13 protein-coding genes are annotated in these 13,900 nt (G+C 35.1%); 2 read left to right on the top strand and 11 right to left on the bottom strand.

The genetic code is table 11. The features are described 5' to 3' along the window. Positions 1-45: 45 nt before the first annotated feature. The 8 genes from VKY41_RS07925 to metG form a co-directional block, all read right to left on the bottom strand. Complete coding sequence (locus tag VKY41_RS07925) at positions 46-1,953, bottom strand: S9 family peptidase (protein ID WP_500813904.1); 1,908 nt, start codon at positions 1,951-1,953, stop codon at positions 46-48. A 221-nt stretch (positions 1,954-2,174) separates the two neighbouring features. Continuing rightward, positions 2,175-2,963 (bottom strand): copper resistance protein NlpE N-terminal domain-containing protein, encoded by a 789-nt coding sequence (locus VKY41_RS07920; RefSeq protein WP_500813903.1) that lies wholly within the window; start codon positions 2,961-2,963, stop codon positions 2,175-2,177. 13 nt (positions 2,964-2,976) lie between these two features. Then, positions 2,977-3,684 (bottom strand): YiaD family glycine zipper/OmpA-like lipoprotein, encoded by a 708-nt coding sequence (locus VKY41_RS07915; protein WP_500813902.1) that lies wholly within the window; start codon positions 3,682-3,684, stop codon positions 2,977-2,979. A gap of 1 nt (position 3,685) precedes the next feature. Next, positions 3,686-4,156, bottom strand: coding sequence for a lipocalin family protein (locus tag VKY41_RS07910; protein WP_500813901.1), 471 nt, complete (start codon positions 4,154-4,156; stop codon positions 3,686-3,688). Between the two features lie 237 nt (positions 4,157-4,393). Next, positions 4,394-4,567 (bottom strand): hypothetical protein, encoded by a 174-nt coding sequence (locus tag VKY41_RS07905; protein WP_500813900.1) that lies wholly within the window; start codon positions 4,565-4,567, stop codon positions 4,394-4,396. 77 nt (positions 4,568-4,644) lie between these two features. Next, positions 4,645-5,160 (bottom strand): ferritin, encoded by a 516-nt coding sequence (locus VKY41_RS07900; protein WP_500813899.1) that lies wholly within the window; start codon positions 5,158-5,160, stop codon positions 4,645-4,647. Positions 5,161-5,255: 95 nt separating this feature from the next. After that, positions 5,256-5,888, bottom strand: a complete 633-nt coding sequence (locus tag VKY41_RS07895; RefSeq protein ID WP_500813898.1) for a class I SAM-dependent methyltransferase — start codon at positions 5,886-5,888, stop codon at positions 5,256-5,258. A gap of 1 nt (position 5,889) precedes the next feature. Continuing rightward, on the bottom strand, positions 5,890-7,950 hold the full coding sequence (gene metG, locus VKY41_RS07890; RefSeq protein WP_500813897.1) for a methionine--tRNA ligase: 2,061 nt from the start codon (positions 7,948-7,950) through the stop codon (positions 5,890-5,892). 195 nt (positions 7,951-8,145) lie between these two features. Here metG and VKY41_RS07885 point away from each other — a divergent pair, with 195 nt between their 5' ends. Next, entirely contained in the window at positions 8,146-9,177 is a 1,032-nt protein-coding gene (locus VKY41_RS07885) for a S66 peptidase family protein (RefSeq protein ID WP_500813896.1), read from the top strand. Between the two features lie 16 nt (positions 9,178-9,193). Here VKY41_RS07885 and VKY41_RS07880 read toward each other — a convergent pair whose 3' ends face one another. Both VKY41_RS07880 and VKY41_RS07875 read right to left on the bottom strand, forming a co-directional pair. Continuing rightward, positions 9,194-9,547 (bottom strand): hypothetical protein, encoded by a 354-nt coding sequence (locus VKY41_RS07880; RefSeq protein WP_500813895.1) that lies wholly within the window; start codon positions 9,545-9,547, stop codon positions 9,194-9,196. Further along, positions 9,544-9,840, bottom strand: coding sequence for a TFIIB-type zinc ribbon-containing protein (locus VKY41_RS07875; RefSeq protein ID WP_500813894.1), 297 nt, complete (start codon positions 9,838-9,840; stop codon positions 9,544-9,546). The genes VKY41_RS07880 and VKY41_RS07875 overlap by 4 nt, the downstream gene beginning before the upstream one ends. Positions 9,841-10,006: 166 nt before the next feature. Here VKY41_RS07875 and VKY41_RS07870 point away from each other — a divergent pair, with 166 nt between their 5' ends. After that, the gene (locus tag VKY41_RS07870; protein ID WP_500813893.1) at positions 10,007-10,372 is read left to right on the top strand and encodes a YraN family protein; all 366 of its coding nucleotides are present in this window, start codon (positions 10,007-10,009) and stop codon (positions 10,370-10,372) included. A gap of 46 nt (positions 10,373-10,418) precedes the next feature. Here VKY41_RS07870 and mfd read toward each other — a convergent pair whose 3' ends face one another. Continuing rightward, positions 10,419-13,760, bottom strand: coding sequence for a transcription-repair coupling factor (gene mfd / locus VKY41_RS07865; protein ID WP_500813892.1), 3,342 nt, complete (start codon positions 13,758-13,760; stop codon positions 10,419-10,421). Positions 13,761-13,900 lie beyond the last annotated feature (140 nt).

Raw genomic sequence — 13,900 nt, 5'->3', positions numbered from 1 at the left:
TTAAAAACAAAAAGAGGCTGCCTTTTTAGACAGCCTCTCGGTAATTTATAAGGTTTCTTTCAACCATTTAAAGAATTCTGTTTGCCAAACAATGGCGTTTTGCGGCTGAAGAATCCAGTGATTTTCATCTGGGAAATAAAGCAGTTTACTTTTTATATCTAAAAGTTGTGCTGCTTGAAAAGCACTTAAACCTTGCTCGATTGGCACTCTATAATCTTTTCCTCCTTGAATGATTAAAATGGGCGTGTCCCATTTTGAAACCATATTTATTGGGTTGAATTCGTTATACGCTTTTTGAGCCGTTTTGTTGTTTGTATCCCAATAGTTTCCTCCCCAATCGTTATTTACAAAGAATAATTCTTCGGTGGTTCCATACATGGTTCTCGTATCAAAAACCCCATCGTGAGAGATGAAAGTTTTAAAACGTTTTTCATGAATTCCAGCTAAATAGAATACTGAATAACCACCAAAACTAGCGCCAATAGCACCAAGTCTATCGGTATCTACATAAGGTTCTTTCGCTAGTTCATCAATAGCACTTAAGTAATCGTCCATAACTTGTCCGCCCCAATCTTTGCTAATTTCTGCATTCCATTCTACGCCGTGACCAGGCATTCCTCTTCGGTTTGGCGCAACAATGATATAATCTTGAGAAGCCATTAACGAGAAGTTCCAACGGAAAGAATAGAACTGCGTTAGTGGCGATTGTGGCCCTCCTTGTGCATATAATAAGGTTGGATATTTTTTAGAAGCGTCAAAGTTTGGAGGTAAAATAACCCAAACTAACATTTGCTTATTGTCTGTAGTTGTTACATAGCGCTTTTCGATTTTTGGCATATCGATTTGGCTATAGAATTCTGTATTAACCTGAGTGATTTGTTGGAAGTCTTTTTTCTTTAAATCAAAACTATAAACTTCGTTCGCATGATTCATATCTGTGCGAGTAACCAATAGTTTTTTGTCTAATTCTGCAACAATGCTAGTAACATCAAAAGGTCCTTCAGACAGTTGCTTTACCATAGGAGCAATACGCTTTCTGCCAGGATAATTCACTTCAAACAACTGAATGGTTCCATCTATAGGAGCAGTAAAGTAAATACCTTTTCCGTCCTTTTTCCATGTAAAACTACTTACAGTACCATCCCACTGTGCGGTAAGATTTTGCTCCACACCGTTTTCTAAAACTACAATATCGTTTTTATCACTTTCGTTACCATCTGTTTTCATTTGGGTCCAAGCTAAAGCGCCTTGGCTAGAAAATGCCGGACTCATATCGTAACCCTTATTGTTTTCGGTAATGTTGCTTGTGGTTTTTGTAGCTAAATCGTATTTGTAAATATCGGTGTTGGTGCTTGTAGCGTAAGCCTTTCCTTTTAGCTTTTTACTCACGTAGTAAATGCTTTTGCTGTCTGGCGACCAGATATAGTCTTCATCACCTCCAAAAGGACGTTGCGGACTGTAATACGGCTCGTTAGGCATAATATCTATAGCTTCAGTGTCGTCAGCGTTTACTTCTTTGTAAAACACGTGGCTATACGTTCCGTCGTTCCAAACATCCCAATGTCTGTTGTCTAAATCGGTAAAAATATATGCATCTGATTTTTCTAAAGATTTATAAACATCTTTACTGTGAATGGCTTCAATAGCAACCGCTTTATCAAATAATTTATAGGTTCCGTCAGGTGAAATGTTTTTATCTGCAACTTCAACTGCTTCTTTTGCTATTTCTTGAGCTTCGCCACCCGTAACAGCTATTTTGTAATATTTAGAGTCAAACCCGTTTTCTTCCATATTAGGAGTGCTTACACGGTAGTACATTTGCTCTCCTTGACTATCTAGGCCAATCACGCTAATGCGCTTAACTTGCCAAAGGAGTTCTGGAGTCATTTTTTGTTGCCCTTGGGCTACTAGGACGCTTAAGAAAAGCCCTAATAATAATGCAATTTTTCTCATGGATTTTAATTTAAATGAAAGCATATTAATTGATTTTCTAAGTATAGAAAATTATCAATTTCCAAAGATAATGATATATACTATTTTAGTGTGGGGATACTTTGAAAAAAGAGGGTTTAAAGAGGTTTGAAGTAAATCTTTTCTTACGGGGGAAAACAATCTGCATAAAAAAACCCAAGCAAATGCTTGGGCTTTTAAAATTGAATTTATTTTTATGGTCCTTATTCAATGGCTTCAAAAGTAGCTAATGGAGCCATTTTTGCTTTGTTAAGCGTCATGGTGTTTTCGTGTAATGAAAAGTTGTCTGCTGTGTTAAGCATTTCCATAAACTCTTTTTCAAGATTCATGTTTGCCTCTTCACAAGACATTAATGTTGTAGCAACTTCTGAAAGTTTTAATTGGCTTCCGTGTGCTACTTCAAAAGATCCATTAAAATTGTTACATCCTGAAAAACCAAAAACTTTATTTTCATCTGTAGCAAATGAGATGAAAATTTCAGAGTCTGCAAGGTCTTTCCCCATTAGCTTCACCAATTTCCATTTGGTGTCTGTAAACTCATAAGTAGTAGTGCTTTGTTTTGTTAGTATGTAATGTTGTGCTAACTCACCTGTGTTCTTTTTTCCGTTTTTGTCTAATAGGGTTAAAGTGTTTTCGCCAACAAAGTACATGGTTTTGTCCTCGTCTGATAATTGTATTTTACTACCCTTATCCAGCCACTTAAATTCACCAGATTTGTCAAATTGTACACCTTTCTCACCTAAATAAACCACTTTTGAACTAAAAGTTAAGTCGTTATTTAGCGTTACAGTGCTTTCAATTCCTTCACAATCGGCGCACGGAAGTGTTCCTGTGTACGTGCCTTCCCAATCTAAAGAATTTTGACTGGTGTGCATATCCACGACCTCTTCATTCTGTGTGTCTACTTCAGTTTCTGTTTGTTTTTTATCTGAAATACAGCTCGTCATGAATAGGAGTGTAATGGCTGATAGGCTTAATAGTTTAATTTTCATTGTTGTAATTGTATTAATTATTTGTTTGATTTTTTGCGTCTTGTATCATTTGTTCATTCGGTAAAATGGCAATATTAACACGTCTGTTTTTAGCGCGACCTTCAGCCGTAGAGTTATCATGTTTAGGCTGTGATTCACCAAACCAATTGGTCGTAAATCTACCGCTATTTAAACCTAACGAAATTAGGTAATTGGTTACGGCATAAGCTCTATTTTTAGAAAGTGTCATATTGTATGCTTCTGCTCCAGCGCTATCTGTATGCCCTACAACCAAAATGTTGGTGTCTGGGTACTCTTTAAACACACTTGCTAATTTGTTTAAGGTTTGTTGAGACGCACTGTTGATATTATACTTTTCAGTAGCAAAAAACACACCACTATTTTCATCAAAGGTAACAACAATTCCGTCATCAATCCTTTCTACTTGAGCACCAGGGATCTCTTCTTCAATTTTTTGTGCTTGTTTGTCCATTTTATTTCCAATAAGCACACCAGCACCACCACCAACAACGCCACCAATAACAGCGCCTAATTCACCGTTACCTCCTTTACCTACGTTGTTTCCAATAATGGCACCTAAAATAGCTCCTCCAGTGGCACCAATTACGGCTCCTTTTTGTTTGTTATTTGCGTTTTCTACAGACTTACAGCTTGTAAAACTTATTAAAAGTATACTTGCCAGTGCAATTATTTTAAAGGTATTTAAATTGATAGTTTTCATATTATTGTTTTGTAAAATTCATAAATATTTTAAATGGTTTGTTGTCAACCATAACTGTTTGTTGCCACTGCATGTTGCTGTCCGACAAAGCATTTAGTTTTAATCGAAACCCTTGATTAGTTTCCGATTTACCTTTTTTGTTTGTTGGCTTTAAAAGGAAATCATAAAGTCCAGTGGTTGCATCTACTTCTTGAATCGTGAAAACAAAATAGCGCTCGCCAATACTACAATCGGTGTTAGATATAGTGTATAAACCCGTGTTGTTGTTTGGAATAAACTGCCACGTACTGCCTTCAAAACAAGTTTTGGCAACATCGTTAAAGAGCGTGACATTATAAGTGCCAGCCTCACTATAGTTGATAGAATTTAAGGTCCAATCACCTTTAATCACTTTTTTGGAATCTCTAACAGTTTTAGATCCGCCACATGAAAGTAGACAAATACTAAAAGCAAGAATGACTAAGTTTTTCATAAATTTATTTGTTTTTTTATTGGTTCAAAATTAGCTAATAGGGCCTAATAGAATTGATGCAAATGCATAAAATGCTAATCTATTCGCACGAATAGTTACCTTATTTACGAATCAAATCGGGGCTTAGATGTTAAAATTTTTATAATGTAGGTCAGAAAAACCCTATACACTTTAAAATAAATGTGTTAGATGAGGTGCTTGAAAATTTAAATAGAATAGGTTTGAATGTGTTGCTCCTTAAGCTACTTTATTTATAAGGTCGAAACAAGGGCATTTTTTACAGCGCTTACTTTCTTTTTTCTTATACTTCTCACAACAAACACTTTTAACCTTCTTAGCATGAACAATACCTGAAGCTTGAAGTTCCTTTAAGGCTTTCTTCTTTTCCTTTTTTTGTTTCTTTTTTCCCAAAACAAATACTAGTGTTTAAATACGAGTACAAAAGTAGTTGTTTTTAATGAATCTAAATAAGGTAAGATGTTAAATAATTACATCTTATTATTTGATAAGGAGTTGATAGTGAGTTGTTGTATGTCTCTGTCAAATAGGTAAAGCCCCCCTTTATCGTCGCCAATGAGTTTTATTTTGTCCAAAATGGTTCTTGCTATGGCTTCTTCTTCAATTTGCTCGGCCACGTACCATTGTAAGAAATTATGTGTGGCATAATCCTTTTCCTGTAAACTAATGTCTACCAAATTATTGATGGTTTCAGAAACAAATACTTCATGTTCAAAAAGTTTTTCAAACATTTCTTGAAACGATTTAAAAGTAACATTAGGGGCGTTTAATTGCGAAATCTGTGCGTGTCCACCACGTTCATTTATAAACTTTACCAATTTAAGCATGTGGTCTCGTTCTTCATTGGACTGCGCATACATAAATCCAGCTATGCCTTCCAAACCTTTAACTTCTGCCCAACAAGCCATGGCTAAGTATATTTGCGAAGATTCAGCTTCAATTCTAACTTGGTCGTTTAATGCCTTTTCTATGGATTTTGATAACATGGCTCTATGGTTTATTCAAATTTAAGCATTCTTCACGGCATTTATGTATAAAACTGCTTTTATCTATTTTAGAGACGGATGAAGTCTTTTCTTGGTTATGTTTTTTGAAACAAGCTGTAAACGTAAGGACGTTCACCACCAAACGGATTGATAAATGTGTAGTTGAAAGAGTTTACAAGTTTGAATGATTCTCCTAGCTTATTTTGAAGCATCTCCACATTGTAGCGCTTTAAGTCCAAACCACAGCACTTTTCTGCACCATCTAAAGCAAAAACAGCAATAAGCACAAAAGCCTTTTTTGCCAGGATGTTGTTTATAAGATTAAAATAAGCTGTTTGTTCTTCTTCCTTTAAAAAGAAATGAAGAACCGCCCTGTCAATCCATAAATCTATGTTTTGAAGATTTTGTAAGTCGGAAGGATTTGTTATATCGTCTGCAATAGCTTTTAAATCGTAGTTATGCGATTCTTTTATGCGAGATTGCAGTTTTTGTAAAGCAACTTCACTTAAATCGTTAGCAATAAGGTTTGTATAACCAGCATCTAATAGGGCTTCTATTAGGTTGGTGGTTCCTGCGCCTACATTTAAAATAGTAGCGTCTTTTTTAAGTTGACAAGCTTCAACAAGTTGCATCGTTTGGGTTGGCGTTTCTTCAAACCAACCCAATTGATTGTCTTCTTTGTTATATGCTTTGTCCCAATGGGATTTTAAATCTTCTGAATTTGCCATCTTAGCTTATTTGCAAACCATTATTTACTGTGGCATCATCCGGATTCACAAAAACTAATTTGCCTTCTGGAGTTTCTGTCATTAAAATCATTCCTTGACTTTCCACACCACGCAAAGCTCTAGGTGCTAGGTTTACTAAAACAGTAACTTTTTTTCCAACTATTTCTTCTGGTGTGAAACTTTCGGCAATACCAGAAACTATGGTTCTTACATCAATTCCTGTATCAACTTTTAAAACTAAAAGTTTTTTAGCTTTTGGCATTTTTTCGGCTTCTAAAATGGTTCCAACGCGTATGTCCAATTTGGTGAAATCTTCAAAAGTAATCGTGTCTTTTTGAGGTTCAACCGTTTTGTTAGCTGCTTCGTTCGCTTTTTTAGTGGCCAGTAATTTGTCTACTTGAGCTTGAACAGTTTCATCTTCAATTTTAGAAAACAACAATTCTGCCTGTCCTATTTGATGACCAACTGGAAGGAGAATATCTTTGGTGGAAACATCGTTCCAAGAGGTGACATCATTATTTGATGTGATATTTAAAATAGATTTTAATTTCTCTGATGTAAAAGGTAAAAACGGTTCACTTAAAGTTGCTAAAGCTGAAGCTATTTGAAGTGCCACAAACATAATGGTTTGTGTTCTGGCTTCATCTTCTTTCACCACCTTCCAAGGTTCTTCGTCGGCTAAATATTTATTTCCAAGTCTGGCCAAATTCATTAATTCTTGTCCTGCCTCTCTAAATCTATAACGTTCTATAGAGCTTGAAATAACTGCTGGGTAGGCTTTAACGGCAGCTAAAGTTTCCTCGTCTATTTGAGAGAATTCAGATGGCTCTGGTACAAGACCATTGTAGTATTTATTGGTTAAAACAACTACTCTGTTGATGAAATTTCCAAAAATTGCTACCAATTCGTTGTTGTTTCTTGCTTGAAAATCTTTCCAAGTAAAATCGTTGTCCTTGGTTTCCGGAGCGTTTGCTGTTAAAGCATATCGCAATACGTCTTGCTGATTTGGAAAATCCTCAAGATATTCTGGTAACCAAACCGCCCAGTTTTTAGAAGTAGAAAGTTTGTTGCCTTCTAAATTTAAAAATTCGTTGGCAGGTACATTATCTGGTAAAATATATGAGCCTTCAGCTTTTAACATAGCCGGGAAAATAATGCAATGGAATACGATATTGTCTTTTCCAATAAAGTGAACCAATTTGGTGTCCTTGTCTTTCCAGTAAGGTTCCCAATCTTTTCCTTCGCGTTCTGCCCATTCCTTGGTGGCTGAAATGTATCCAATAGGCGCATCAAACCACACGTAAAGAACTTTGCCTTCGGCATCTGGAAGTGGCACAGGAATTCCCCAATCCAAATCTCTAGTTACTGCTCTTGGGCGTAAACCATCGTCAATCCATGATTTTACTTGTCCGTAAACATTAGGTTTCCAATCTTTTTTATGTCCTTTTAAAATCCATTCTTTTAAAAAGTCTTCATGCTTGTCTAAAGGTAAAAACCAATGTTTCGTTTGTTTTAAGGTTGGTACGTTACCAGTAATAGCCGATTTTGGATTGATTAAATCTGTGGCATTATGGCTAGTTCCACAAGCTTCGCATTGATCGCCGTAGCTTTCTTCATTGCCACATTTCGGACAGGTTCCAACCACAAACCTATCAGCTAAAAACTGATTGGCCTCCTCGTCGTATAATTGTTCAGTGACTTCTTCAATAAATTCCCCTTTTTCATATAAGGTGGTAAAGAATTCTGAAGCAGTTTCATGATGAATCTGAGCTGAGGTTCTAGAATAATTGTCTAAAGAAATACCGAAATCTTCAAAAGATTTTTTAATAATCGCATGATATTTATCTACCACATCTTGTGGTGATACGCCTTCTTTTTTCGCTTTGATAGTAATAGGAACTCCATGCTCGTCGCTTCCGCAAATAAAAGCAACATCGTTTCCGGTTAAACGCAAATAGCGAGCGTAAATATCTGCTGGTACATAAACACCTGCCAAATGGCCAATATGTATAGGTCCATTGGTGTAAGGTAAAGCAGCTGTTATGGTATATCTTTTTGACATTATTTTATTTTTTAGAGACTACAAAAGTACGCATTTTAAGAGCGATTTAGAAACGAGTAAATATAAATTTCAGACATAATTTTAATAGGAAATATTTTAAGTTTATAATTCGATAACGAAGTAGTTGCGGAGGTTCTTAATTTAATTATTATTTTATGGTTTGATTAGTATTCAAAATTAAACATGTGAAAAATAATGTACATTTACATCATGATAAAAAACAGCTTTATATTACTCTTTTTCTGCATGACTTTATTCTTCGGAAAACAAAGTCTTTTAGCGCAAGGTATTCAAACAAAAAACACGCAAATTTTGATACAACCTCCATATTTAAAAACGGGCGATACAGTTGCCATTGTGGCTCCTTCAGGAATTTTAAAAGGTAGAACTAGCGAAGTAAGTCAAGCTGAAAGTTTACTTAAAAGTTGGGGCTTAAACGTTGTGGTTGGAAAACATGTTTTTAATCAGAACAATCATTTTGCAGGTACAGACGATGAGCGTTGTGAAGATTTCCAAAAAGCTATGGACGACCCAACTATTAGTGCTATTTGGTGTGCTAGAGGAGGCTATGGAACGGTTAGAATTTTAGATAAATTGGATTTTACGAAATTAATGAAAAATCCAAAATGGCTAATAGGTTATAGTGATATAACTGCTTTGCACAATCAGTTTCACAACGAAGGTTTTGAAAGCATACACGCACTTATGTGTATGAGCTTGTCCGACGATCCAAAAGACACGGTAGAAACGATTGCCACTTTTAAGAAAGCCATTTTTGGCGAATCTTTAAGCTATACCTTAAATGGTTCTGAATACAATAGGGTTGGAACGGTTTCAGCTCCTTTGGTGGGTGGAAATTTAACCATGCTACATACCATGTTAGGCTCTAAAACTAGTCTGGATATGACTGGAAAAATCTTATTTATTGAAGAAATAGGTGAATATAAATATCATATCGATAGAATGTTGCAGAGTTTAAAACGCGCTGGTTACTTTAATAATTGCGCAGGTGTTTTGGTTGGTGATATGAGTAAGGTTAGAAAGAACACCACACCATGGGGGTCGTCTATTGAACAACTTATTTTAGATGCTTTAGCAGAGTATAATTTTCCAATTGCTTTTAATATGCCCGCAGGACATGAAAAGGATAATCGAGCCATGATACTTGGAAAAACAATTAAAATGACGGTAGGAAAGGATAAGTCGACGGTTGTTTTTGAAGACTAAATTAAACCTGAAGTGTTTAAAACAAGCGCTTCTGAAAACGATAAAATAATAAAGCACCTAAGAAATAGAGTATCACATCTATTGTATCTCCAGTGTATCTCGTGCTGAGTTTAGGCATCAACCATTCAAAATAAATGGCGTAATAGCTTGTCATAATTAGTATGACGCTTAAAGGCACATATATAGTTTCTGATTTTTTTATAAATCGAAGTATGGCCAAACTAATACTCAATACAACGGGCATACATAAAAAATCGTTCACATAAAAGTATATCCAAGAAGGTAGAGCTAAGGCTACTCTGTTTGAAATGTAAATAAATGTAGCAATCAAACAGAAAATGATAAGTATGGGATTTTTAAGGATTTTCATGCAACTATAGCTGAAATTAACCAAGCAATAAACATTCCAATAGCCATAAAACCAAGCCAAATAGAACGAATGATTTTAGTTAAAAAACGAATTATAAAAAAACGGTGATTACTGTATTTTTCAAAAAAAGATGGATTTTTCTCTTGGTTTGCAAGTTCTTTTAGCCGCTCTTTTTCTTGCTCCTTATAAGCCAGTTCGCGTCTTATTTTATAAGATAAGACGGTTTGACATTCTTCGCAATAATCTTTGTCTGTATTATAAACACCACAATTGGGACATTTAATGGTTGCCATGTTACACGTACATTTATTAATAGGCAAAAGTACCACTTATTGTACAATTTGTTTTTGAAATATCCATTTGTCTATTGCTAAATGAGGTTGGGTTGATTATATTTAGTTGGTAAATGAGGGGATTATAGAATTGTTGGGAAGATATTCCCATTTTACAGAAACTTATATGGCGTATCACAACGAACTAGGTGAATGGGGAGAGCAATTTGCAGCTGAATATCTCTTGAAAAACGGCTATGAGATTTTGGAACGTAATTATTTTTACGATCGTGCTGAGGTGGATATTATCGCTAAAACCAAGGCAGGAGATTGTGTTGTTTGCATTGAGGTGAAAACCCGAAATTCAGATGTGTTTGGCGATCCGCAAAGTTTTGTAAGCAAAAGCAAAGTGAAGCTTCTGGTAAAAGCTATGGATGCATATTTAAATGAAAACGATTTATCTTTAGAAACGCGTTTCGATATTATAGCAATTATAAAAAACAAGTCCACCGAAGAACTTACGCATTATGAAGATGCGTTTTATCATTTTTAATCCTGCCTTTCTTGCTTATGGAAACAGAAAAGCAGGAAACTCCATCTTAATCCACTATAGGTTTTAAAACAGCTAAAGCTTGTTTTACAGTTTTAATACGCTCGAATGTTAGTAGTAAACGTAAACCGTTTCTAGTTTCTTTTTCTTTCATTTTACAAGCCGAAGGATGCGATTGCACATATTGTAAAACCTTGGTAAATCCACTACTTTGGTAATAACCACTTTTCTGATCGGTTATAAAGTACCCAATAAGTTTGCCTTGTTTCATGACTACTTTTTCAAGTCCCATTTTAGTAGCAATCCATTTAATTCGAACACTATTAAATAAGTCTACAACTTGAGTCGGTAACTCTCCAAAACGATCCACGATTTCCGATTCAAATTTTTGCAGTTCTTCTTCGGTTTTAATGTTGTTGAGTTGGGTGTATAGATTTAATCGTTCAGAAATATTATTGACATAATCGTCAGGGAAAAGCATTTCTAAATCAGAATCTATAGTCACATCTTTTACATATTCTTTTTCTTTGCCATCGTCTTCATACAAATCTTTAAACTCATTTTCTTTAAGTTCTTCAATGGCTTCATTTAATATTTTCTGATAGGTGTCAAACCCAATATCGTTTATAAATCCACTTTGTTCACCTCCTAATAAATCCCCAGCGCCACGAATTTCTAGATCTTTCATAGCAATATTAAATCCACTACCCAGTTCAGAAAATTGTTCTAACGCAGTGATACGCTTTCTAGCATCATCGGTCATAGCTGAATATTCCGGAGTAATAAAATAACAAAATGCTTTTTTGTTACTTCGTCCAACACGACCACGCATTTGGTGTAAATCACTTAAACCAAAATTATTGGCATTGTTTATAAAAATGGTGTTGGCATTTGGAACATCTAATCCGCTTTCTACAATGGTTGTGCTTATTAAAACGTCAAATTCACCATTAATAAAGGCTAACATAAGTTGCTCTAGTTTTTTTCCATCCATTTGTCCATGGCCAATTCCAATTTTGGCGTCTGGAACCAATCGCTGAATCATACCGGCTACTTCCTTAATGTTTTCAATGCGATTATGAATAAAGAAAATTTGTCCACCTCGTTGAATTTCGTAGGTCACGGCATCTCTAATGGCTTCTTCGCTAAACCTAATAACATGGCTTTCTATAGGATAACGATTGGGTGGAGGAGTAGTGATAACCGATAAGTCTCTTGCTGCCATTAAACTGAACTGAAGCGTTCTTGGTATGGGCGTTGCTGTTAAGGTTAACACATCAACGTGTTCCTTAAGGGTTCTGAGTTTTTCTTTTACGGCAACTCCAAACTTTTGCTCCTCATCTACAATTAATAAGCCTAAGTCTTTAAATTTGACATTCTTGTTTACTAACTGATGGGTTCCAATAACAATATCAACATGTCCGCTTTCTAATCCTTCTAAGGTTTCTTTCTTCTCTTTAGCCGTTCTAAAACGATTTAAATATTCTATGGTTACAGGGAAATCTTTTAAACGTTCCTTAAAAGTTCTAGAATGTTGGTAAGCTAAAATGGTTGTTGGTACTAAAACCGCTACTTGTTTTCCATTATCTACAGCTTTAAAGGCAGCACGAATGGCGACTTCAGTTTTACCAAAACCAACATCACCACAAACCAAACGGTCCATAGGTCTTTCGCTTTCCATGTCTGCTTTAATATCGGCTGTTGCGGTCATTTGGTCTGGTGTATCTTCATAAATAAATGAAGATTCCAACTCCAATTGCATGGAACTATCCGGATGATACTGATATCCTTTTTCTAGTTTACGCTTGGCATAAACTTGAATCAAGTTAAAGGCAATTTCCTTAACTCGGGTTTTGGTTTTTTGTTTTAAATTTTTCCAGGCAGCACTTCCTAATTTATACACCTTAGGAGGTTTTCCGTCTTTCCCGTTAAATTTGGTGATTTTATGAAGTGAGTGGATGCTTAAATATAAGATGTCTCGTTCGCCATAAACTAGTTTTATGGCTTCTTGTTTTTTGCCTTCAACATCAATTTTTTGTAAGCCTCCAAATCTTCCAATACCATGGTCTATATGGGTAACATAATCGCCAATTTCAAGACTTGTAAGTTCTTTTAAGGTAATGGCTTGTTTTTTGGCATAACCATTTTTTAAATGAAACTTATGGTACCGTTCAAAGATTTGATGATCGGTGTAACAGCATATTTTATTATCATTATCAACAAATCCTTGATAAAGTGGTAATACTATGGTTTTATAATGAACCTCCTCTTCGGCATCTTCAAAAATATCGTGAAACCTTTTTGCTTGTTGTTCGCTTACACAGGCAATATAATTGGTAAATCCTTTCTCGTGATTGGTATTCAGGTTTTCAATTAATAAATTGAATTGTTTATTAAATGAAGGTTGCGGTGTTGTATGGAATTCAATGGCGTTTCCTTGGTTACTAAATAATGATTGACTGCCAAACTCAACCAAAGTAAACTCCAAAAGCTGCCTTTTTAATAAGGTTGAATGACAGAATAATTCCTCTGGCTCAGCATGTTTTAATTCTGAAGTTAGGCTTTTAAAAGCTTCTACGGCTTTTTCATAAAAGTCGTCGATTCTTGAAAATAACAAATCGCTATTCTTAGTAAAAACCACTGTTTTTGAAGCCATATAATCTAAAAAACTCTGTCTGCTTTCTTCAATAAGTTTATTGGCAACGTTGGGAATGATGTTTATTTTTTTGATTTGTTCGGTAGATAGCTGGGTTTCCACATCAAACGTTCGAATACTATCTACTTCGTCTCCAAAAAACTCGATACGGTATGGTTCGTCATTGCTAAATGAAAAAACATCCACAATACCACCACGCACCGAAAATTCACCTGGTTCGGTAACGAAATCCACACGTTTAAATTTGTATTCAAACAAGACCTCATTTACAAAGTCGATGGATAAATTATCGTTTAAAGAAATTTTAAGCGTGTTGCGCTCCAATTCTTTTCTAGTAACTACCTTTTCGAATAAGGCATCTGGATAGGTAACAATAATTGCTGGTTTTTTTCTAGAATTAATTCTATTTAAAACTTCAGCTCTTAATAACACATTGGCGTTATCGGTTTCTTCAATTTGATAAGGTCTTCTGTAGCTTCCAGGATAAAAAAGCACGTCCTTATCGTTAAGCAAACTCTCTAAGTCGTTCAGATAAAAAGCCGCTTCTTCCTTGTCGTTAAAAACAAGTAAAAAAGGTTTGTCTGTTTGCTTAAAGGTTTCAATTAATACAAATGAAAGTGAAGAGCCAATAAGGCCATTTAAATGTACTTTATTCTGATTTTTGGCAATAGCAGTATGCAGATTTTGCGTTTGCAAAGCCTGTGCATATATTTGCGAGAGGTGTTTTTTACCCAAGACAATTTATTTTTGGTAAAGATAATGTTTCATTTTTTTTAGTTGAATAACTATTTAGATTTTATTACTTATTTAAGAAAAACACGAAGCCATTAAAATGATTAATGGCTAGATGTTATTTCTGTTTTAAAGATGAAAAC

Origin of the sequence: Xanthomarina sp., assembly GCF_035306605.1 — a bacterium.
Taxonomy (GTDB): domain Bacteria; phylum Bacteroidota; class Bacteroidia; order Flavobacteriales; family Flavobacteriaceae; genus Xanthomarina.
The sequence above is the reverse complement of the archived record's forward strand: the minus strand, read 5'-3'. Positions and strand labels throughout refer to the sequence as shown.